This window comes from Deinococcus gobiensis I-0, from assembly GCF_000252445.1.
Taxonomy (GTDB): Bacteria; Deinococcota; Deinococci; order Deinococcales; family Deinococcaceae; genus Deinococcus; species Deinococcus gobiensis.
Genome location: NC_017790.1, coordinates 1328660 through 1349423, shown reverse-complemented (window position 1 = coordinate 1349423; position 20764 = coordinate 1328660). Strand labels below are relative to the sequence as shown.

General features: G+C 71.5%; 20 protein-coding genes. 8 read left to right on the top strand and 12 right to left on the bottom strand.

Annotation, left to right across the window (positions count from 1 at the left end; translation table 11 throughout):
- Window positions 1-81: 81 nt before the first annotated feature.
- Both rpmH and DGO_RS06280 read right to left on the bottom strand, forming a co-directional pair.
- Entirely contained in the window at window positions 82-225 is a 144-nt protein-coding gene (rpmH, locus tag DGO_RS06285; protein ID WP_014684645.1) for a 50S ribosomal protein L34, read from the bottom strand.
- Window positions 226-353: 128 nt separating this feature from the next.
- The gene (locus tag DGO_RS06280; RefSeq protein WP_014684644.1) at window positions 354-1457 is read right to left on the bottom strand and encodes a methyltransferase; all 1104 of its coding nucleotides are present in this window, start codon (window positions 1455-1457) and stop codon (window positions 354-356) included.
- A 91-nt stretch (window positions 1458-1548) separates the two neighbouring features.
- Here DGO_RS06280 and DGO_RS06275 point away from each other — a divergent pair, with 91 nt between their 5' ends.
- On the top strand, window positions 1549-2931 hold the full coding sequence (locus DGO_RS06275; RefSeq protein WP_043803354.1) for a TrkH family potassium uptake protein: 1383 nt from the start codon (window positions 1549-1551) through the stop codon (window positions 2929-2931).
- A gap of 40 nt (window positions 2932-2971) precedes the next feature.
- Window positions 2972-3631, top strand: a complete 660-nt coding sequence (locus tag DGO_RS06270) for a potassium channel family protein (protein ID WP_014684642.1) — start codon at window positions 2972-2974, stop codon at window positions 3629-3631.
- A gap of 33 nt (window positions 3632-3664) precedes the next feature.
- On the opposite strand, the gene DGO_RS06265 is transcribed toward DGO_RS06270, so the two are convergent.
- Window positions 3665-4117: a hypothetical protein gene (locus DGO_RS06265; protein ID WP_043801359.1), complete on the bottom strand. Its 453-nt coding sequence runs from the start codon at window positions 4115-4117 to the stop codon at window positions 3665-3667.
- Between the two features lie 76 nt (window positions 4118-4193).
- Complete coding sequence (locus tag DGO_RS06260; RefSeq protein WP_043801356.1) at window positions 4194-5390, bottom strand: ABC transporter substrate-binding protein; 1197 nt, start codon at window positions 5388-5390, stop codon at window positions 4194-4196.
- Window positions 5391-5470: 80 nt separating this feature from the next.
- Here DGO_RS06260 and mqnB point away from each other — a divergent pair, with 80 nt between their 5' ends.
- A complete protein-coding gene (mqnB, locus tag DGO_RS06255; RefSeq protein WP_043801352.1) occupies window positions 5471-6130 on the top strand; it encodes a futalosine hydrolase in 660 nt (219 codons plus the stop codon).
- A 204-nt stretch (window positions 6131-6334) separates the two neighbouring features.
- Here the strand turns inward: mqnB and DGO_RS06250 are convergent, their stop codons facing one another.
- The 4 genes from DGO_RS06250 to DGO_RS06235 form a co-directional block, all read right to left on the bottom strand.
- Window positions 6335-9475, bottom strand: coding sequence for a COG1470 family protein (locus DGO_RS06250; protein ID WP_014684638.1), 3141 nt, complete (start codon window positions 9473-9475; stop codon window positions 6335-6337).
- Window positions 9476-9495: 20 nt separating this feature from the next.
- Complete coding sequence (locus DGO_RS06245; protein ID WP_014684637.1) at window positions 9496-10044, bottom strand: hypothetical protein; 549 nt, start codon at window positions 10042-10044, stop codon at window positions 9496-9498.
- Window positions 10041-10937: a hypothetical protein gene (locus DGO_RS06240; RefSeq protein ID WP_014684636.1), complete on the bottom strand. Its 897-nt coding sequence runs from the start codon at window positions 10935-10937 to the stop codon at window positions 10041-10043. The genes DGO_RS06245 and DGO_RS06240 overlap by 4 nt, the downstream gene beginning before the upstream one ends.
- Before the next feature lie 142 nt (window positions 10938-11079).
- Window positions 11080-11919, bottom strand: a complete 840-nt coding sequence (locus DGO_RS06235; RefSeq protein ID WP_014684635.1) for a hypothetical protein — start codon at window positions 11917-11919, stop codon at window positions 11080-11082.
- Between the two features lie 476 nt (window positions 11920-12395).
- On the opposite strand from DGO_RS06235, the gene DGO_RS06230 reads away from it, so the two are divergent.
- Window positions 12396-12803 (top strand): hypothetical protein, encoded by a 408-nt coding sequence (locus DGO_RS06230; protein WP_043801345.1) that lies wholly within the window; start codon window positions 12396-12398, stop codon window positions 12801-12803.
- A 30-nt stretch (window positions 12804-12833) separates the two neighbouring features.
- Here the strand turns inward: DGO_RS06230 and DGO_RS06225 are convergent, their stop codons facing one another.
- Together DGO_RS06225 and ispG are read right to left on the bottom strand one after the other, a co-directional pair.
- Window positions 12834-13238: a DUF4259 domain-containing protein gene (locus tag DGO_RS06225; RefSeq protein WP_014684633.1), complete on the bottom strand. Its 405-nt coding sequence runs from the start codon at window positions 13236-13238 to the stop codon at window positions 12834-12836.
- Window positions 13239-13262: 24 nt separating this feature from the next.
- Window positions 13263-14492 carry a flavodoxin-dependent (E)-4-hydroxy-3-methylbut-2-enyl-diphosphate synthase gene (gene ispG / locus DGO_RS06220; protein ID WP_014684632.1) on the bottom strand — a complete coding sequence of 410 codons (1230 nt, stop codon included), beginning with the start codon at window positions 14490-14492 and terminating at the stop codon, window positions 13263-13265.
- 146 nt (window positions 14493-14638) lie between these two features.
- Between ispG and DGO_RS06215 the strand changes: the two genes are divergently transcribed.
- The gene (locus DGO_RS06215) at window positions 14639-14965 is read left to right on the top strand and encodes a hypothetical protein (protein WP_014684631.1); all 327 of its coding nucleotides are present in this window, start codon (window positions 14639-14641) and stop codon (window positions 14963-14965) included.
- A gap of 240 nt (window positions 14966-15205) precedes the next feature.
- Window positions 15206-17272: a putative bifunctional diguanylate cyclase/phosphodiesterase gene (locus tag DGO_RS21045; protein WP_050920700.1), complete on the top strand. Its 2067-nt coding sequence runs from the start codon at window positions 15206-15208 to the stop codon at window positions 17270-17272.
- 21 nt (window positions 17273-17293) lie between these two features.
- Here DGO_RS21045 and DGO_RS06205 read toward each other — a convergent pair whose 3' ends face one another.
- The gene (locus tag DGO_RS06205; protein ID WP_226991478.1) at window positions 17294-17839 is read right to left on the bottom strand and encodes a biliverdin-producing heme oxygenase; all 546 of its coding nucleotides are present in this window, start codon (window positions 17837-17839) and stop codon (window positions 17294-17296) included.
- A 99-nt stretch (window positions 17840-17938) separates the two neighbouring features.
- Between DGO_RS06205 and ychF the strand changes: the two genes are divergently transcribed.
- Together ychF and DGO_RS23200 are read left to right on the top strand one after the other, a co-directional pair.
- Complete coding sequence (gene ychF, locus DGO_RS06200; protein WP_043801341.1) at window positions 17939-19039, top strand: redox-regulated ATPase YchF; 1101 nt, start codon at window positions 17939-17941, stop codon at window positions 19037-19039.
- 47 nt (window positions 19040-19086) lie between these two features.
- Entirely contained in the window at window positions 19087-19506 is a 420-nt protein-coding gene (locus tag DGO_RS23200; protein ID WP_014684627.1) for a hypothetical protein, read from the top strand.
- 19 nt (window positions 19507-19525) lie between these two features.
- Here DGO_RS23200 and DGO_RS06195 read toward each other — a convergent pair whose 3' ends face one another.
- On the bottom strand, window positions 19526-20731 hold the full coding sequence (locus tag DGO_RS06195; RefSeq protein WP_043801339.1) for a cysteine desulfurase-like protein: 1206 nt from the start codon (window positions 20729-20731) through the stop codon (window positions 19526-19528).
- Between the last annotated feature and the right edge of the window lie 33 nt (window positions 20732-20764).

Here is a 20764-nt window from a genome sequence, read left to right as displayed (position 1 = left end):
AGCGCCACCGGGCGGCGAGGCCGCTCCTGCGTGACGCTGTCTGGAGGTGGTGTGGCGATGAGGCCGCTCCCCTGTGGGCGCTTACTCGTCGCTGACGGTGAGCTGCTGGCGACCACGGGCGCGGCGACGCGCCAGGATGTTGCGGCCAGCCTTGGTCTTCATGCGGGCGCGGAAACCGTGGGTCTTGGCCCGCTTGCGGACGTTGGGTTGGTAGGTACGCTTCATGCTGCTTTCTCCTTGATCTCTGGTCCCGGCGCCCGGAGAGGCGGGGACGCGCCCCCGTCAGAGGGCAAACTCCGGGAGTGTATCACGCCGGGGCACGGCCGCAAAGGGGCGAGGGCACGGAGCGCAGCTCAGGGCTTGTGCAGCAGGTAGGCCTTGGGGTGGTGGCCGCCGCTGTAGACCTGGAACAGCTCGCGCGCGTGCCACTGCCCGGCCTGCTCCTGAAGCAGGCGCTCGAACAGCCGGATCTCGTGGGTGATGACGCACAGGCGGCCCCGGCGGCTCAGGAGGCGGTGCGACTCGGCGAGGAACTCGGGGTACAGGGCGGCGTTGGCACGGTGCGAGCCGATGGCGTCGCCCCAGGGCAGGTCGGCCACGATGAGGTCGAAGCTGCGCGCGGGCAAGCCGGTCTGCAGGGCGTCCACCTGGGCCACCTCGACCTCGCGCCCGGCGGCCCGCAGGTTGGCGCGGCTGCACTCGACCGCCTCCGCGTCAAGGTCCACGCCGACGAGCGCCGCCGACGGCCCCAGCAGCGCCCGCTCGACGAGCAGGGTGCCGCTGCCGCACATGGGATTGAAGATGCGGTCCTCGTCGCGCTGTCCGGCCAGCTTGTGGGCCGCGTAGGCGATGGTGGCGTTCAGGCCGCCACCCCGGTTGCACACCCGCCAGGAGCGCGCCGAGAGGGGCCGGGGGGTCATGCGGGCCAGCACCTCCCAGCCGTCACCGCCCTCCTGTGGCCGCAGCCGGATCAGGAGTTCGCCCTCCTTGGGGTCGTGGGGCAGCTCGAGGGCATTCTGAAGTTCGGCGGCGAGGCGCTCCATGACGGCCGACTCGCGCCCGGCCGCGCTGATCCGGAAGGACTGCTGGCCGCCCACCTCCACGACCCCGCGCAGATAGGCCGCGAGTTCGCCGAGCTGCTGGTTGCCCAGCAGGCCGCGCGGGCGGGGCACGTCCCAGGCCTGCACGCGGTAGACGGCCACCGCCGAACGCAGCCGGGTCAGGCGCTCGGGGTCGCCGGGATACCAGAACCGCAGGCCGCGCACGTCGCGCGCCAGGGGCACGGCGGCCAGTTCGGTGGCGGCCACGGCCTCCAGGCCCGGCAGCACCTCCAGTTCGTACTCGTGGGCCGGCTGCCGGGTGCGGAAGTCGCCGCGCGGCGCGGCCCTCTTGCCGGAGGAGGAGCCGGAAGTCGGGCGGCCGGAGGACGTGCGGGGGGAGCGGGCAGGGCGCGGCATAACAGGGCAGTATAGCCCGCACCGTGCCCCGGCGGCGCGCCTGTCCTTCGCTGGGGCATGCCATGCTGGTCGGGTGCGTCTGCCGCCTCCCCTGCCGCCCTCCCTGCCCCTGCCGAGCACGCGGCTGCGCCGCTCGGTCATCTCGCGCTTCACGCCGCCGCAACTCATCGCGCTGGCCTACGTGCTGGGCATCGCGCTGGGCACGGCGCTGCTCTCGTTGCCGGGCATGCTCACGCCGGGCACGCAGCTCAGCCTCGTCGAGCGGCTGTTCACGGCCACGAGCGCCATCTGCATCACGGGGCTGGTGGTCGTGGACACGGGCGAGGGCTTCACGCGGCTGGGGCAGGTCGTCATCATCCTGCTCGCGCAGGTGGGGGGGCTGGGCATCATCACCTTCGGCACGCTGTTCGCGCTGCTGGCCGGGCGGCGGGTGAACTTCAGCGAGCGCCAGCTTCTCGTGCAGCAGATCAGCGCCCTGAACGTGGGCGGGGCGGTGTCGCTGCTGTGGACCATCATGCTCTACACCCTGGTCGCCGAGGTCGCGGGCGCGGCGCTGCTGGCCCTGCGGTTCGTGCCGCAGTTCGGCTGGGGCGAAGGGCTGTATCAGGCGGTGTTCCATTCGGTCAGCGCGTACAACAACGCGGGCTTCGTGGTGGTGCTGGGCGGCATGGCCCAGTATGTGCAGGACCCCCTGGTGAGCGGCGTGATCGCCGTGCAGATCGTGCTGGGGGGCCTGGGCTTCCTGGTGCAGCTCAACGTGCTCTCGCACTGGCGCGAGCCCAGGCGCAACCGCCTACTCGTGTACAGCAAGCTGACCCTCGCCATGACGGGCGCGCTGCTGCTCGGCGGCACCCTGCTCATCCTGGCGCTGGAATGGGGCAGTGCCGCCACGCTGGGGCCGCTCTCGGCGCCGGGCAAGGTGCTCGCGGCCTTTTTCCAGAGCGTCACGCCGCGCTCGGGGGGCTTCGCCACCATCAACGTCGAGGCCCTGAGCAGCGCGAGCCTCTTCCTGACCATCGCGCTGATGTTCATCGGGGCCAACAGCGGCTCGACCGGCGGCGGCATCAAGACGAGCACCTTCGCCATCCTGGTCGGCAGCGCCTGGAACCTGATCCGGGGCCGCACCGAACTCATCGCCTTCGGGCGGCGGGTGGTGCCGGAGAACGTGGTGCGCGCCGGGACGATCACGACCATCTACACCCTGCTCGTCTTCAGCGCCTTTTTCGGACTGCTGGTCACGAACCCCAGGCTGGACTTCACGCACCTGCTGTTCGAGACCGTGAGCGCCGCCGCCACGGTCGGCCTGAGCATGAACACCACGCCCAAGATCAACGACGCGGGCCTGCTCATCCTGACGGTCCTGATGTACCTGGGGCGCATCGGGCCGGTGACCTTCGCGGTGGCCCTGAACTCGCGCCAGACGCAGGCCAGCCCCCTGAAGTACCCGCCCGAGCGCGACATTCTGGTGGGCTAGGCGGGGCCGGCCGGGGCGGGTGGGCTACACTCCAGGCCGGATGAAGACCAAGCAGTGTCTGGTGATCGGCCTGGGCCGGTTCGGAACCGCGGTCGCCACGACGCTCTACGAGATGGGCCACGAGGTCGTGGCGGTAGACCGCGAGGAGGACAACGTCGAGCGGGTGGTGAACCTCGTGACGCACGCGGCGGTCCTCGACGCCACCGAGGAGCGGGCCATGCGCGCCATCGGGGTGGCCGACTTCGACGTGGTGATCGTCGCCATCGGGACCGACGTGCAGGCCAACATCCTGGCGACCATGAACGCCAAGAGCCTGGGCGCGACCTACGTGGTCACCAAGGCGGTGGACGAGATGGGCCGCCGGGTGCTGGAGCGCATCGGGGCCGACCTCGTCATCCGGCCCGAGCACGACATGGGGGTGCGGCTCGCGCGCCAGATCGCCAACCCCAACATCGTGGACACGCTGGACCTGGGCGGCGACTACGCCATCGTGGAGATCGAGGCGAGCGCCCGGCTGCGCGGCAGCCTGCGCGACCTGAACCTCACCGGGCGCTTCGGCGTGCAGGTCATCGCCCTGGGCCGCGGCGGCCGCATCGAGGTCACGCCCCGCGCCGAGGACGTGATCGCCCCCCACGACAAGCTCGTGGTGATCGGCACGGCCCACAGCCTCGACGAGCTGCGGCGCTTTCTGGGAAACTGAGGCCGGGAAGCGCTGGCCGCCCAGCCCCGGCGCCTACTTCTTGACCCCCGCCACCGCGCGGAAGTTGTGGCAGCCGAGCAGCCCGCGCACCGTCAGGGCCTCGACCACCTCGCGCGGCGGCAGCGTTCCCGTGACGAGCGTGTCGGCGCGCACCGGCACCCGCTGGTCGCCGGACACGAGATCGGCCTCGCTGCGCAGGCGCACGGTGCGCTCCAGGCAGGCGGCGTCCTCGGGGCTCAGAATCAGGTCGTAGTCGCGGGCCGCCGTCTGCACGACGACCTGGGTGCTCTGGGGCACGTACGCCCGCAGGGCGCGCTCGGCCCGCGCCTGCCCGCCCAGCGAGGCCGTCAGGGCCGCCAGCAGCGGCAGGACCGCCGCGACGCCCCACACCACCATCGCCCGCGCCGCCCCGGCCCGCAGCAGGAAAATCACCAGAATCAGGGCGGTCAGCAGGGTCAGGAGCAGGTACAGGGCGGTCAGGAGCATCTCGCCGGTCAGTCTAGCGGCCCGGGCCCCGGACGAAATGCCCTGTGCCGTGCCCTGCCCCTTGCCCCGCCCCGCGCTACTTCGCCCTGCGCTGGGCCTCGTCGAGCGCGGCGCGGGCCGTGGCCTTGCCGCTCAGCGCCTGCCCGACGGCGTCCTCGACCAGCGCGGTCCAGGCGGCGTATTCGGGCAGCGCGGGGCGGGGCACGGCGCGCTCCATCTGGGCGTGGGCGGCGCGCATCTGCGGGTTCTTGGCGTACCAGTCGGCCAGCAGCGGCGCGACGGCGCGGCGGGGCGGGGCGTAGGCGGTCGCCTTGATCCAGTCGGCCTGGCGGGCGGGCTCCATCAGGTATTGCCAGAAGGCCACGGCTCCGGCCTGCTGCGCGGCGCTGACCCCACGCGGCACCGCCAGCGCGCCGCCGCCGAGGGGCACGGTACAGGCCCCGGCCTTCTCGCAGGGAAAGGGCGCCATCCCGAGCTGGAAGAAGGGCAGCTTGCGGGCGTCGTTCCAGTTGGCGACGCTGGCGAGCACGAAGAGGTTCTGCCCGCGCGCGAAGTCGAAGGCGGCGCGGGTGGCCTCGTTCAGGCTGCGCGGCTGCGCCTGCCCGGCGCGGGCCATGCGCGCGAGCTGCGTGAGGGCCTCGACCGCCTCGGGGCTGTTCAGGGCCGGAGCCGAGCCCTCGACCAGCGAGCCGCCGCGCGAGAGCACGTTGGCCTCGAAGGTCCAGGCGTCGGCCGCCGCGACCAGGGGCCGCCGCCCGTTCGTCGCCAGACGCGCGCTCGTGGTCTCCAGCGCGCTCCAGGTGGCGGGCGCACTCGCCCCGGCGCGGCCCAGCGCGCCCGCGTTGTACAGCATGACCGGCACGCTGAGGTTCCAGGGCAGGGCGTAGCGCTTGCCGCCCACCTCGCCCGACTTCCAGGCCGGGGCGTAGAAGTCGCGGGTCAGCTCGGCAGGCAGGCCGTCTTCCAGGCGCGAGAGGTCGCTGAGACTGCCGGCCGCCGCCAGCGCGGGCACCTGGGTCAGTTCGAGCTGCGCGAGGGCGGGCGGATTCCCGGCGCGGATGGCCGCCTGCAACTTGGGCAGCAGTTCGCGGTAGTTGCCCTGGGTGCTGGGCACGACCTCGTACTGGCCCTGCGAACGGTTGAAGTCGCGGGCATAGTCGGCCACCTTGCCCTCGACCCCCCCCATGGCGTGCCAGAACTCGATCCGCACGGGCGCGGCCTGGGCGAGGCCTCCCAGACTGAGGGCCAAAAGCAGAAAAGGGCGTGGGCGCATCGGGAGGCAGTCTAGCGGCCCCCGATCTGCGCGGCGTCAGCGCGATGCACAGTCTCTGCGGCGCGCTAGCCTGGGCCACCATGAGCGGCACACACAGGCGGATTCTGATCGTGGTGGCGACCCACGCCGAGGCGGCGCGGCTGCGCGACCTGGAGGGCGGAGGCGTGCGGGTCGTCGTATGCGGCGTGGGACCGGTGGCGGCGGCCCTGAGCACCCAGGCCGCGCTGCTGGCCGCCCCCTATGACCTCGCCCTGAGCGCGGGCATCGGCGGGGCGTACCCCGGCAGCGGCCTGCGCCCCGGCGACCTCGCCGTGTCGAGCGAGCTGATCCAGGCCGACCTGGGGGCCGACGACGCCGGCACGTTCCTGGGCCTGGACCTCCTGGGCCTGAGTGTCGAGCCGCAGGAAGCGGCGGGGCCGGGGCACCCGGGCCGTTTCGCCGCCTGGGCCGGGGCCGCCGACCTGGCCGCGCGGGCAGGGGCCGCCTGCGGGCCGGCCCTGACGCTGAGCACCGTGACGGGCAGTGCGGCGGCGGCGCGCGCCCTCGAAGCCCGCCATCCCGGCGCACTCACCGAGGGCATGGAGGGCGCCGGGGTGGCCCACGCCGCCCTGCGCTGCGGCGTGCCTGCGCTGGAGGTGCGCGGCGTGAGCAACATGGTCGGCCCGCGCGACCGGGGCGCCTGGCGCATCGGCGAAGCGCTGGCGGCCACGCGGCGCGGCCTGGAGGCGCTGCTGGGCTGAGGCCCCGCCCTGCTCCGGCCAGTCCGGAAACCAGAAAACGTCCCACCTGCCGGGGGGGCCACTCCAGGAGCGGCGCAGGTGGGACGGTTCTGGCCTGGACCGGCCCCCCTGGGAAGTCACCTTCCTTCGGGGTTCGGGACCGGATGCCGGAGAGGCCAGTTCACCGGGGCGGCGGACGTGGCCGGCAGGCCGCCGAGGCGGCGCTCACGGCGTGCCCGCCGCCGGAGCCACGGTCAGTTTGAGGACGGTGGTCTTTTCGGCGCTGCCGGCGCGGGCCGTCACGGTCACGTCGTATTCGCCGGGGGCGGTCCCGGCCGGAACCTTCACCTTCGTCTCGGCGCGGCCCGACTGTACCGGCACCGTCACGCTCTGCCCGAAGGCCTGCACCTGGACCTCGGCGGCGCGCTGCACGTTCAGGAGCACCCCGACCTCGCTGCCGGGCAGCGCGGGGCTGGCGCTCAGGCGGCCGATCACGGCGACGCTGCCGGCCGTGAAGGTCGTGACGTTCTGGCGGGGGGGCATGGCCGCGCCCAGTTCGGTCACGGCGGGGCGCTCGCCCGCACGGAACTCGGCCTGCGCGGCGCTGCCGGTGGCGACGTAGCCCTCGGGCAGCTGGGCCGGATTCAGGCTGATGGCGTAGCGGCCGGGCGGCAGGGTGGCGACGCGCGCCACGCCCCCCACGTCGGCCTGGACCGACCGCACGACCGGGCCGCTGAACACCACGCCGACGAAGGGCAGCGCGGCCTCGCCCTCGTCGCGCCGGCCGTTGCGGTTGACGTCGTCGTAGGCCAGCACCTCGCTGCGCACCACAGGCGCGAAGGGCACGTCCAGCCGGTTCACGCTGTTTTCCTTGATGACCGTCTCCTCGTCGCTGAGGCTTTCCAGCGTGGCGGGGACGCCGCTCACGTAGCTCAGCTTGAAGGACCCCACCGGCACGCGCAGGCGGTACGAACCGTCCACGCCGGAGGTCGCGCGCACCCCGCCCGCTTCGACGGTCACGCCCGCCAGGGCGGACTCGCCGGGATCGCGCCGCCCGTTGTAGTTGTCGTCGCGGTACAGGGTGCCGGCCAGTTCGCCGCCCCGGCGCCCCCCGAAGACGTTGACCACCGGGTCGGGGGTATTGACCGCCCAGTCCACGTTGTAGTTCAGCGAAAAGCGCAGGGTGCTGGTCAGGTTACCCCGCGTCAGCCCGCCGGGGGCGGAGGCGGTATATCCGGCGCGCGCCGACAGGCCGGTCACGAAGAGGTCCTGCGCCCCCACACTGAAGCCGGCGACTTCCGGGCTGTAGGTTCCCGAGGCCGAGCTGACCCAGGCCCGCTGATAGTTCACGGCCGTGTCGATCTGCGGGGTCCACTGGTGGGTCCAGACGGCGCGCACGGCGTGGCTGGTGCTCTGCACGGCCCCCTGGAGCCGCTCGAAGGTGTAGTCGGCGCTGACGGTGTCGCGCAGCCGGAAGCTGTAGCTGCCCGTCAGGTTCAGGCGCAGGGTCCGGAGGTCCTCGCCGCTGGGCTGCGGGTCGCGGGACCACTGCGCCGAGGCGTTGGTCAGGACCGGGCCGGTCACCAGGGCCGCGCTCGCGGTGACCGTCTGGCCGTAGCTGCCCGGCCGGTCGAGGTCGGTCGCCAGGGTGTAGGCCGCCGCGCCGCTCAGCGAGGCGTTTTTCCAGCCCAGGGCAGGGCTGCGCACCGTGCCCGTCACGGCCCAGGAAGGCGGCGCGGTGCTCCCCGCCTCGTCCCGCACGGTGCTGTTCTGGTAGCGCCCGCCGACGCTGGCCCCGAAGCCGTTGCCGGCGGCGTAGGTCAGCAGGCCGCTGCCGGTGTAGGTCACGCCGCCCGGCTGGAGGCTGACCCCCAGCGCCGCCCGCACCCCGAAGGGCCGCAGCGAGGTCAGCCCTCCCGAAACGCTGAAGTTGTGCAGGCCGGTGGGCGTACCGGTGTAGGTCTGGGTCAGGTCCACCGTGCCGTTGGCGTACGACACCTGCTCGAAACCCAGCGCCGAGACGCGGTAGGGACCGCCGCCACGCTGCCCTCCCGCCAGCCCACCGACGACCAGGCCGACATTCGGCGTGAGCTGCCGGGCGTAGCGCACGCTGAGCTGGTCCGCGCCGCCCGTACCGTCCACACTGCGGTTGACCGAGGTGTCGGCGTCGGCTTCCAGGGTGCCGCCCAGCACCGGCCCCGACACCCCCAGTCCCCCCCGCACCTGGGACCCGCCCCCGCCACTGTTGCGGTAGCTCAGGCGCGGCCGGAAGCGCCAGGCCCCCCGGTAGAGGTTGGCCTCCAGCGCCACGCCGCTGCGGCTCCCGTAGGCGGTCAGGTCCCAGGTGCGGGCATTGAGGCGCACCCCGAAGTTCAGGCCGCTGGGCAGTGCCCGCTCGGACGAGCCGTCCAGACCCGAGAGCGTGGACTCGCCCGTCGCGTAGTCCGAGAGCCGCCCGCCCAGCCGGGGCTGGAGGCTGTACCGCAGCGTGGTCTGCCGCCCGGCGGGGCTCCAGGCCACGGCGGCGTCGGCCCCCGCCTGAACGCCGAACACCAGCTGCGGCCGGTCGGCGTTGCGGTTGCCCTGAAGGTTGACCGGGTTGAAGACGACGTCGGTCAGCGCGCGCACCTTGACGGCCGGGTTGTTCTGCGAGGTGGCCTCCAGGGTCACGGTGTACTCGTAGCCGGGCGAGGCCTCGTCGATGCTGAACGACACCCCCACCGAGCCGGTCTCGCCGGGCCGCAGCCGCAGCGACGGCACGCTGAGCTGCGGCAGGGCGTCCACGTTCACGGCCCGCAGCGTGAGCGTGTCGTCCTGGTTGCCCTGGTTGGTGAACTGCGCCTCGAAGGCCACCTTGCGCCGCAGCTGGGCAGTGAGGCGGCCGGGAGCGCGGCCGACCAGGCGCGCCTGCGCCGAGACGCGGACGCGCGTGCTGGCCCGCGCCGCGACCTGCCCGCCCGACGCCAGACGCATGACGATGTCGGGCGAGTCGCCCACCGGCGCGCGCGGCGGCACCCGGAAGGTCACGGGCACGAGGGTGGGGCCGTTGAGACTCACCCTGCGTCCCGAGGACACCGGCACCCAGTCGGGGCCGGCGTCCACCGTCATGTCGTAGTCGCCCTGCCCGCTCGCCCGGAAGATCAGGGTGGCGTATTCGCCGGGCGCGGCCGTCCGGGGGTCCGGGGCCTCCAGGGTCGGGGGGGCAGGCACGGCGGGGGCCGAGGCGGGCGTCGGGGCCGGTGCGGGGGCCATCTGGGCCAGGGCCGGGTGGGCTGGGGGAATCAGCAGCGCGGCCAGCAACGACATCCACCGCAGCGAGGAGCTGGGGCGGGCAGGATGCCGGGCGGCGGGCTGGGTGCTGGACATGGCGCTTTCCCCCAATGGCCTTAAGGCAACACCAGAGCGGTGAAGGTGAGGTCGAAGTCGTAGTCGCCGCCGGTTTCCCCGCCCTGGAGGTCGAGGGCCACCTCGATGCGCAGCGGGGTCCAGCCGGGCGTGGCCCCGACGCCGCTCATGACGACCTGCGGCACCCCCAGCGCCTTGATCCAGGGACCGCCGTTGACGCGGTACGACAGCCGGTCGGTGGGAATGGCCTGTCCCTGGGCGTCGAGGGCGCTGTGCACTTCCAGCTGCACCGTCCAGGGCGTGCTGGCGCTCGAGAAGACGCTGAACTCCTGGGGCGCGCTGAGGTAGCGGGCCGGGTACTGCGCGGGGGGAAAATTGCCGGGATTGATGTCGAAGGACAGCGGGGCGGTGGGCCGGCGCAGGGCGATCAGGCTGGGAATCAGGGTCCGGACCGAACCGTCGGCCGCGCCGGAGCCGGTCTGGACCGGGGGCAGCAGGGGGTCGGGAAGACCCGGAGTCGTCTGGGCCGTGGCCGCGCCGACGCCGGCCAGCAGCGCGAACATCAGGCCGAACTGCGCCGCGCGTCTCATGGCCTGCCTGTGGTGGCGGGCGCACCGCCCACGCTCGCGGCCGGCTCGGTGGCCGGGGCGGCGGAGTTCGGGGCGTTGAAGGGCAGCAGGTCGAAGGGCAGGTTGATCACCTGTTCACCGGTCAGGTCGCGGGTCTTGTCGCCGTCGTTCAGGATGATCAGGGCGCTGTACTGCCCCTTGGGGACCGGGCCGCCCCAGCTCGTCTTCAGGAACAGACTGCGGCCGGGCAGCGACACTTCCAGGGGAATGGTCAGGGTGGAGACCAGCGTGCCGGTCGCGTCCCGGATCTCCACGCGGCCCTGCACGCCCGTGGCGACGTTGCCGGTGTTGTTGTACTGCACGCCCAGGTCGTAGGTCGCGTTGGGCACGCTGGGGACGTTCTCGAAGATGCCCGAGATCTCGCCGCTCTTCTTGGTGGGCGCGACGTTGACATAGACCGTATGGGCCACCCGCATCCGCATGGCGGCGAGCGACTTGCCGGGGGTGGGGTTGGGGTCCTGGGCCTCGAACATCAGCATGGCCCAGTGCGTGCCGGGCGTGGCGTCGGCGGGCACCTGGATGGTGTAGCGCACCTGCGCGGTGTCCTCGCTGCCCAGCAGGACCTCGGAGGGACTGAAGCTGGTCCAGCCGGCCAGACTTTCCTTGACCGTGCCGGCGGGCAGGTAGGAGATCTGGCCGATTTCGCTCATGTTCATGTCGGACAGGGTTCCGATGACGCGGATCTTTGCGGCAACCTTGTTGGGGTTGTAGATGTTCAGAACTTGGGTGATGCTCTGGCCTGGATTCGCCGTGAACAGTTTGGCGATCGGATCCACCCCAACCGTGACCTGCGCGGCGCTCCAGGACAGGAGCGAGAGCAGCAGTGCGGCCATCCATCTGATCGTGAAACGCATAATTCCTCCGTCACCCGGCGGTTGGGGCCGCTCGCGGTGCGCTGTATGGGGTGTGGGGCCGGTGGGCGGACGGGCGGGACAGGAACGGATCATGCGGGTGGGGAGGCCGCGAACAAGGTGTCGCGGCCTCCCCGGTCGGGGTTCAGTTGGTGCTGGCGAAGACCGAAGCCGAGGACTCCAGCGTGTAGGTCAGGACGGCGGTGTTCTTGCCGGCCTTGTCGCCGTCGACGACCACGGCCACCACGATCACGTCGTCGAGCCAGCTCGTGCCCTTGCGGCAGACGTTGCGGCCGTCCTTGCTCGAGGCCGACGCCTGCTTGCCGGTGGTGCCTTCGGTCAGGCTCCTGGGGGTCAGGATCTTGTTGGTGCCCTCGTCGAGCTTGTACAGGCCGGTGGCCTGGCCCCAGGCGTTGCACGGGTCTTCCTGGATGTAGAGCATCTGGTGGCCCATGTCGCCGGTGGGGGCGTCACGCGAGACGCTCAGGCGGTAGTTGCCCACGTTGGAGAACTTCTGGAGGATGAAGGTCCGGTAGCAGACGAAGTAGTTCTTGGTCGCGTTGTCGACCTTGCCGTTCACCAGTTCGACGGGCGGGTAGCTCGTGACCTGCTTGCCGGCCTTCACCGCGATGTTGGGATAGGTGGCGACGTCGTAGAAGGTGCCCAGGGGCAGGGTCTGGGTCTGGCCCCAGAACTCGTCCTTGGGGGTCAGGGCGCTGGCCTGGTCACCGTTGGTCAGGCCATAGGCGCAGTACCAGTTGGCGTCCTGCTGGCCGATCTTGCTGATGTCGAAATCGAGGCTCGAGGCCGTGAGGTGCAGGGCCGTGGCCTGGGGCAGGATGAGGTTGACGTTCTGCTTGACGCTCGCCGAGGTCGCGCCCTTGTTCACCTGGTCGGCATCGGTGCTGATCGAAGGCGCGACCGTCTGCGCTCCAGCCACCGCACACACACCCAGCACCGCCGTCATGATGATCAGTTTCTTCATGGTGTTCTCCCTTGTCCCGCTCGCGCCCCGTCCCTCAACAGGTCGCAGAGATTGCTCTTGCCTCCCAGCCGTCCTCCCAGGTTCGTGTCGTCCCTGCCTCAGCTCCCCACCTCCCGGCGATCGTTCGCGGTCCTGTGCGGTCCCGCTGCGTGGCCTTCTGGCCTCGTCTGAGAACAAGGTAAGAAAGCAGGCGTTTCCTGAGCGTGAAACCCAAAAAGGTCTCATGCCCACCTCAGATGCCCCCCGCAGATCGACAGCCGTCCAGCACGGCCTTTTCGGATCAATCGCCGCTGTAACGCCGTTTAACGGCCAATGTCATGACCGACATTCAGTTGAGGAAACACCGTTCCAGACGCCATTCGGCGACGTTAAAGCCCTGCTGAAGAAAATTAACGTGTCTTCAGGTTCGTGGGCGGTCCTCATGGGGCCGGGGCTGTCCGACCGTCCTTCTCATGGGGGTTTCGTAGGCTGGTGTCATGCGTTCCCGTCTGCTGACCGTCGCCGCCGCCCTGTGCCTGTCGTCCTCGGCTGGAGCCGTCACCTGGGTGGGGGTAGACGCCAGCACGAACGGCTACGGGGCCCGCGCCGGCACCTCGCTGCTGGGGGTGCCGTTCGTCGGGGCCCTGGGGGTCGAGGGCGGGGTGGAACGGGGCTGGCGCGGTGAGAACCGGGTTGCGGCGGGGGTGACCCTGCGCGACCTGAACCTGCCGCTGACCCGCACCGACGCCTTCGCGACGGTCGGCGCGGCGTATCAGGGCGGCTTTAACGTCTATGCCGAGGGGGGCCTGCGCGGTCCCCTGCTGGGGCCGGCCGGCTGGCGCGGCTACGTGCGCGGCAGCACCGCCGGGTTCGGTGCGGGCGTGGGACTCGAACTGCGCTTCTGAGGGCCTGAGGGGCCGGGCGACGCTGGCCCCTCAGCCGCCCAGCACCGAGCGCAGCCGCTCGCTGTCGGCGTACCAGGCCTCGGCCCCGCCACTGTCCTCCCACAGCTCGGGAAGTTCGCTGTTCGGCCCCAGCACGCGCTTCAGGGCCTCGGCGGCCAGGGACCGCAGCGGCGCGAGCTCGGTGTGGTCGGCCTCCGCGATCCAGGCACGCAGCCCGGCGTCGATCACGGCCGACGTATCGCCGCCGAGCGCCGCCGCCAGTACCCCGGCCGCCGCCAGGGCACGCTGGCCTTCCTCGGCCTCGACGAAATCCACATCCGGGTCCAGCACGACCTCGAAGGCTTCCTGCACCGCCGCCGGGCCGTCGGCGACGACCTCCTGCACGAAGGCGGCGGCGTGTTCGTTCTCGAAAGGCCCACTTCCCCAGATGTTCACCGGTCTATCGTACTCGCCCGGCACTCACGACCCGACCGGCTGCCCCTGCCCGTAGCGGGCCTCGACATACTGCTCCAGCAGGTCCTGGAAGTCCTCGGCGATGCGGGGGCCCTTCAGTGTAGTGAGCAGCTTGCCGTCCTGGTAGACGGGCGCGCGCGGGTCCTCGCCGGTGCCGGGCAGCGAGATGCCGATGTTGGCATGCTTGCTCTCGCCGGGGCCGTTCACGATGCAGCCCATGACGGCCACCTGCATCTCCTCGACGCCGGGGTACTTCGCCTTCCAGTCGGGCATGGTGTCGCGGATGTAGTCCTGAATCTTCTGCGCGAGCGTCTGGAAGAAGGTTGAGGTGGTGCGCCCGCAGCCGGGGCAGCTCGTGACCTGCGGCAGAAACTGGCGCAGGCCCAGGCTCTGGAGCACCTGCTGGGCGACCTCGACCTCCAGCTTGCGGCTCGCGCCGGGTTCGGGGGTCAGCGACACGCGAATGGTGTCCCCGATTCCGTCCACGAGCAGCGGCGCGAGGGCCACGCTGCTCGCCACCATGCCCTTCATGCCCATGCCCGCCTCGGTCAGCCCCAGGTGCAGCGGATAGTCGCACAGCGGCGCGAGCTGGCGGTACACCTGCCACAGCTCGGGCGCGGAACTGACCTTGACCGAGATGATGATCTTGTCGTGCGCCAGCCCCAGTTCCTCGGCGTAGCGGGCCGATTCGAGCGCCGAGACGACCATCGCGTCGATCATCACGTCGGTGCCGGACTTGGGGCTGCCCTGGGCGGTGTTGGCGTCCATCAGCCGGGCGAGCACCTGCTGGTCGAGGCTGCCCCAGTTCACGCCAATGCGCACCGGCTTGCCGAACTCCTTGGCGACCTCGATCATGGTGGCGAAGTTGGCGTCGTGGTGCTGCCCGGCCCCCACGTTGCCGGGGTTGATGCGGTACTTGGCGAGCAGCCGGGCCGTCTCCGGAAATTCGCGCAGCAGGATATGCCCGTTGTAGTGGAAGTCGCCCACGATGGGCACGCTGATCCCCACCTCCGCGAGCCGGGCGACGATCTCCGGGACGGCGGCGGCGGCCTCACGGGTGTTCACGGTGATGCGGACGAGTTCGGAGCCCGCACGGACCAGCTGCGCGATCTGGATGGCGGTGGCCTCGGCGTCGGCGGTGTCGGTGTTGGTCATGCTCTGCACGACGACCGGGTGGGCCGAGCCGATGGGCACGCCCCCTACGTTCACGGTGACGGTGTGGCGGCGCTCGCTCATGGGCCCAGTCTACGCGCGCCCGGCCGGGGCAAATGGGGTGGGCGATTCCAGGCCGGGCCGGCCCCGGCGCGCGCGACCTTGAGAGGACGTTCAGAAGGCGTGGTGGCCTACAGCCGCCGCCCCGGCGCAGATGAGAGCTTTGCGGCATGACGGACCTTTCCATTCCCAAGAAGGTGCAGGAGAACGCCAAAAAAGGCCTGAAACTGCGGGACGAATACGGCTTCGGCGGGACCGAGGCGGGCGAGCACATGGCCGAGAAACTGGCGAAGGGCGGCGACCTGAGCGAGAAGGACGTGCGCCACGTTGCCGCCTACTTTCCGCGCCATGCCCACGACCACCTCGACCAGACCGGCAAGGGCGACGAGAAGCCCTCGCGCGGGTATATCGCCTGGCTGCTGTGGGGCGGCGACGAGGGGCGCACCTGGAGCGAGAAGAAAGTCGGGCAGCTCGACAAGCAGGACGAACGCGCCTGACCCGGCCCGCACCCGTATCCCACCCCCGCCTCCGCCACTCCCCTAGCGCTCCCCCCGAGTGCTCAAGGGAAAAGGTGGAGCGGGGGTGTTACCATGCGCTCACCATCCTCTCCAGGGCTGCTCCGGCGAATCCGCGCGGTCCTCTTCGTTCCCTCCGGAGGCCCCGACCGCGTATGCCGCCCACCGCCGCTTCGCCCTGCCTGCCGGCCCTACTCCGCCCCCCCGCCCGACCGGACGACCATGCCCTCTGACCTGAGCGATGTCACCGAGCTGGAACGCGCGCTCGCGGCCCAGGAACTGCTGTTCTGGACCGTCGATGTCCGCACGGGCGTCCTGGGCATCTCGCGCCGCCGCCTGCCCCCACAGGCGATGGACCCGGCCCTGTGCGCGCAGTTCGTGGGCCTGTTCTCGCCCGGCGACCAGGACCTCCTGAGCCGCACCGTCACCGCGTGCGTGCGCCAGGGGGGGCCGCTGGACCTCGACCTGGAACTGCATTATCCGTCGGGCACCGCACACTGGATTCAGCTGGGCGGCGCGCTGGACCCCGACGCTCCGGCCGGGCAGCCGCGCCTGTACGGGCTGGCGCGCAACATCACGGCCCACAAACGCGAGCAGCTGGCCCTGGCGCAGCGCGAGGCCCAGTTGCAGGCGGTGCTCGCGCAGGACGTGCTGGGCATCGTGCTGCGCGACCTGGAAGGCCGGGTGCTGCTGCACAACGCGCACGCGCAGCAGGCCACCCCCGAGCTGCTGGAAGGCGACCTGCTGCGTTCCCTGGAACGCGAGGTGATCGCCACCGGCCGCCCGCACAGCAGCGAGCTGGACCTGCGCGGCGAGGGGCCGGCGCGCGTGGCCCTGACCCTCATCCCCTACCGCCAGGGCCACGACCTGCGCGGCACGGTCACGTTCATCCAGGACGTGTCGCGGCGGCGCTCGCTCGAACTCCTGAGCGCCCAATATGCCCGGCAGCTCGAGGAGCGCGTGGTGGAGCGCACGCTGGAGCTGCACCGCCTCAGCGACCACCTGCGCTACGCCGCCGAGTACGACGAGCTGACCGGGCTGCTCAACCGCAACGCCTTCCTGCGCGAGGTGCAGGTCGCCCTGGACCTTTTCCCTGCGGAGGGCGGGACGGACGTGCTGCTGCTGACCCTCATCGACCTCGACCGCTTCAAGTGGATCAACGACCGGCTGGGGCAGGCGCGCGGCGACGCCCTGCTGGTACAGGTGGCCCAGAGGCTGCGCCTGACCCTGGGATCGGGCCAGGTGATCGCGCGTCTGGGCGGCGACGAGTTCGCGGCCCTGCTGCGCGTGCCCTCGGCGGGGCAGGTCCAGGGCCGGCTCGACCAGCTTCAGGGCACCCTGGCGCTGCCCTTCCTGGTCGGGGACCGCGACGTACAGATCAGCGCGGGGGTGGGGGTCGCGGTGGTCGGGGACCAGCAGGAGGCCGGGCACCTGCTGCGCGAGGCGGGCATCGCCCTGACCGGGGCCAAGTCCGGGCGGCGGGGCGGCAGCGTGGTGTTCCGGCCCTGGATGCGCGAGCAGCACCTGCTGCGCCTGCGGCTGCGCGACGACCTGCGTCACGCGGCGGCGCGCGGCGAACTCACCGTGTATTACCAGCCGGTCCTGAACCTGCGCACCGGCGAGGCCGAGAGCGTCGAGGCGCTCGTGCGTTGGCAGCACCCGGTCCACGGCCTGATCGGGCCGGGCGAGTTCATCTCCATCGCGGAGGAACACGGCCTGATCACCGACCTCGACCTGTGGGTGCTGCGCGAGGCCTGCCGCTTTATCCGTCCCCTCATCCAGGAGGGACACCTGCGGCGGCTGAGCGTGAACTTCTCGCCGCTGCACTTCGACCGCGCGGGCCTGACCCGGCAGATCGAGCACGTGCTGCACGCCGAGCACTTCCCGGCGAGTGCCCTGACGGTCGAGATCACCGAGGGGCTGTTCCTGCGTGACCACCGGCTCGCCGGCCGCGTGCTGCGCGAACTGCGCGGACGCGGGATGCAGGTCGCCGCCGACGACTTCGGCACCGGCTATTCGGCCCTGAGCTACATGCAGAACCTGCCGCTGAGCGCCCTGAAGGTGGACCGCTCCTTCGTGGTCGGCACGCGCTTTCCGGCCATCGTCCATTCCATCGTGGACATGGCGCACGCCCTGAACGTGCAGGTGGTGGCCGAGGGGGTCGAGACCGAGCAGCAGCTCGGGGCCCTGCGGCAGATGCACTGCGACTACGGTCAGGGCTACCTGTTCTCGCCCCCGCTACCCCCCGAGCGCCTGCTCGACTGGCTGGCGGCGCACCGTCCCGGCTGAGACCCTCTGCCCCGGCGGGGATCAGTCCGGCGGCGTGTCCAGCGCCCGCCCGAAGGCCAGGAAGGTCGCGCGCGCGCCCGCCACCACCGCCGCGCCGTCCTCCGGGGCGACCTCGCGGGTCATGGCCTCGGCAAAGCGTTTCCACATCGGCCCGGTCTGCGGCCCGTAGCCCGAGAAGTAGGCCAGCCCCGCCCCCGCATCCAGCCCCAGGCGCGGCCCCAGGTGCCGGGAGATGATCTGCCCGCCCAGCGTGCCGCCTTCCAGGACATACAGCGTGCCCAGCCCCTCGGCCACGCTGCCGGGCAGCCCGTCGGGCCGTGGAGCGGGCACGGCCGCGTTCAGGGCCGCCAGGTCGCGGCGCAGCGCCGGGGTCTTGAGGCGCTCGGGCAACGCGAGGCTCGCGGGCAGGTCCAGGGCCAGCAGCCGGGCCTCCAGCGGCGCGATGAGGGCGTGCATCTGCGCCAGCAGCCGGGCGTAGTCCGCCCGGGTCAGGCCGGGGTCCATCACCGGCATCCGCGCCTCGGTGGCCTCGTGCAGCGCCTGGGTCTCGCTCTTCAGCCGGGCCATGATCATCGCCTGCCGACGCTAGCACATCGCCCGGGGACCGTCCGAAAGGCGTAGACTGGAAGGGTTGCCGCCCCGCCGGGCGCAGAAAAGGAGCCTCTCATGAGTAGTCTTGCCATCGGAATCGTCGGGCTGCCGAACGTCGGCAAAAGCACGCTGTTCAACGCCATCACCCGTGCCGGAGCGCTGGCCGCCAACTATCCCTTCGCCACCATCGAGCCCAACGTGGGCCGCGTGACCGTGCCCGACGAGCGTCTGGGCGCGCTGAGCCGCATCTTCACCAAGGGCGATCGCGTGCCGCCGATCATCCCCACCTTCGTCGAGTTCGTGGACATCGCCGGGCTGGTCAAGGGCGCGTCACAGGGCGAGGGCCTGGGCAACCAGTTCCTGGCGAATATCCGCGAGGTGGACGCCATCGCCCACGTCGTGCGCTGCTTCGAAGACCCCAACGTGGTGCACGTCGCCGGTCAGGTAGACCCCCTGGACGACATCGAGACCATCAACACCGAGCTGATCCTCGCGGACCTCGCGGGCCTGGAAAAGCGGCTCCAGAACCTCCAGAAGAAGGCCAAGAGCGGCGACAAGGACGCCCGCGAACAGGCGGCCATCGCCGAGCAGATCGTGGCGGTGCTGGGTGAAGGCAGGCCCGCGCGCGCCGCGCAGGTCGAGGGCCCGGTGCCCAAGGAATTCGGCCTGATCACGACCAAGCCGGTCATCTACGTCGCCAACGTGGGCGAGGGCGACCTTCAGGAGGACAACGAATTCGTGCGCAAGGTGCGCGACCTCGCGGCGGCCGAGGGGGCGCAGGTCGTGAAGATCAGCGCCCAGATCGAGGGCGAACTCGCCGAGATGCCCGAGGACGAGGCGCGCGAGTTCCTGCACGACCTCGGGGTGCAGGAGAGCGGCCTCGACCAGCTCGTGAAGGTGGGCTACGAGACGCTGGGCCTGATCACCTTCATCACCAGCGGTGAGAAGGAAGTGCGCGCCTGGACGATCCGCGACGGCGAGAAGGCCCCCGAGGCCGCCGGCGAGATTCACAGCGACCTGGAACGCGGTTTCATCCGCGCCGAGGTCATCGAGTGGGACAAGATGGTCGAGGCCGGGGGCTGGGCCGCCGCCAAGAGCAAGGGCTGGGTGCGCACCGAAGGCAAGGAGTACGTCATGAAGGACGGCGACATCATGAACGTGCTGCACAACAGCTGAGACCTGCCCTGCCCCACGACGGCCCGCCCCCTGTGGCGGGCTTTTGCGTGCCGGGGCGCGCCGAACTGCCGGACGGCGAGGCCCTGCAACCGACGGTGCGCACCCTGGGCCATGACATCAGCGTGCTCATCAGGAACGGCGATGCCTCTGAGGCCTTCGCAGCCTATGCCCGCGCGAACATCTTCCCCGTGGACCGCTTCACGACCGGCACCTTCGCGGCGCTGGACGGCACGGCGCATACCTTCGTCTGCCCGGACAAAGTGGTCCTGCGTGATGGACGGCGACATCACGCTGAACCACTCGATGGACAGAAAGCGCACGGGGACGGTCTACCGGGCCAGCCGGACCTTCTTCCCCTGATCGGCGGTTCGGCGTTCCGCCGGGCCGAGCGCCTCTCTCTTCGCCTTCACGCCATACCGGCACCTTCTCAGAGATCCGGTGCCGGGTCCTTCCCTCGGCACCTCTGACCGCCGCTGCGAGCCGCCTTCAGAGGGCAGCCAGCAGGCGCTCGGCGTCCTCCAGCGTCGTGTAGTGGGCGATGCTGGCCCGGACCACCCCCTCGGGGTACAGGCCCAGGTCGCGCAGGGGCTGCACGGCGTAGAAGTGCCCGGCGGCCACGTCTATCCCGTCGGCGGTCAGGCGACCGGCCGTCTGCTCGGGCGTCTCGCCGCTCAGGCGGAAGGCGAAGGTCCCGAAGCGGCCCTCCAGGGTCTGCGGGCCGTACAGCGTGACGTGCTCCAGCGCCTGGAGGCCCGTGAGCAGCCGCTCGGTCACGGGCGCCTCCAGAGCCGCGATGTGGGTGTAGGCCTGTTCCAGCGCGGCGCGGGTCAGCGTCTCGCCGCCGCCCAGCTCGCGCAGGTAGTCCAGCGTGCCCAGCCAGCCGGCCTGCAACTCGTACTGCGGCGTACCGTACTCAATACCGGTGATGTCGCCCTCCGGCACGAAGCTCAGCCGGGGCCAGGGCAGCCCGCCGCGCAGTTCGGGCCGGATCCACAGTGCGCCCAGGTGCGGTCCCCAGACCTTGTAGGGGCTGAAGGTCACGAAGTCCGCGCCCCAGGCCCGCACGTCCGGCAGGGTGTGGGGCGCGGCGTGCACGGCGTCCACGACCGTCCACGCACCCGCCGCACGCACCTGGGCCGTGATGGCGGCGATGTCGGGGGCCACGCCCAGCGCGTTGCTCGCCGCCGTGACCGCCACCAGCCGGGTACGCGGCGAGAGCAGCGCGGCGAGGTCCTCGGCCACGAGCCGCATCTCGGGCTGCCGGGCGTGCCAGACCTTCACGGTCACGCCGACCTGTTCCAGCTCGCGCCAGGGGCTGGCGTTCGCCTCGTGCTCCAGACCGCTGACGATCACCTCGTCGCCCGGTCCCCACAGCCGCGCGAAGGCCGCCGCGAGCCGGAAGGCCATGGCCGTCGCGCTGGGGCCGACGGCCACGTCGCTCGCCTCGGCGTTCAGGAACAGCGCCGTGGCCTCCCGCGCCCACGCCTTGAGCGCCAGGATCTCGCGCCCCGGCTGGTGCCCGGGCAGGGCATTGGTCGCGCCGTAGCGGGTCAGGTGATCCGTCACCGCCGCGATGCTGCGCCGGGGGAGCAGGCCGCCCGCCGCGTTGTCGAGGTACACCCGGCCCGTCTGGAGCGGCGGAAACTGCTCGCGCAGGGCGGTGACATTGAGGCCGGCAGGGGAAACGGTCATGCGCGCAGGATACGGGACGTCTGCCCCGAGCTG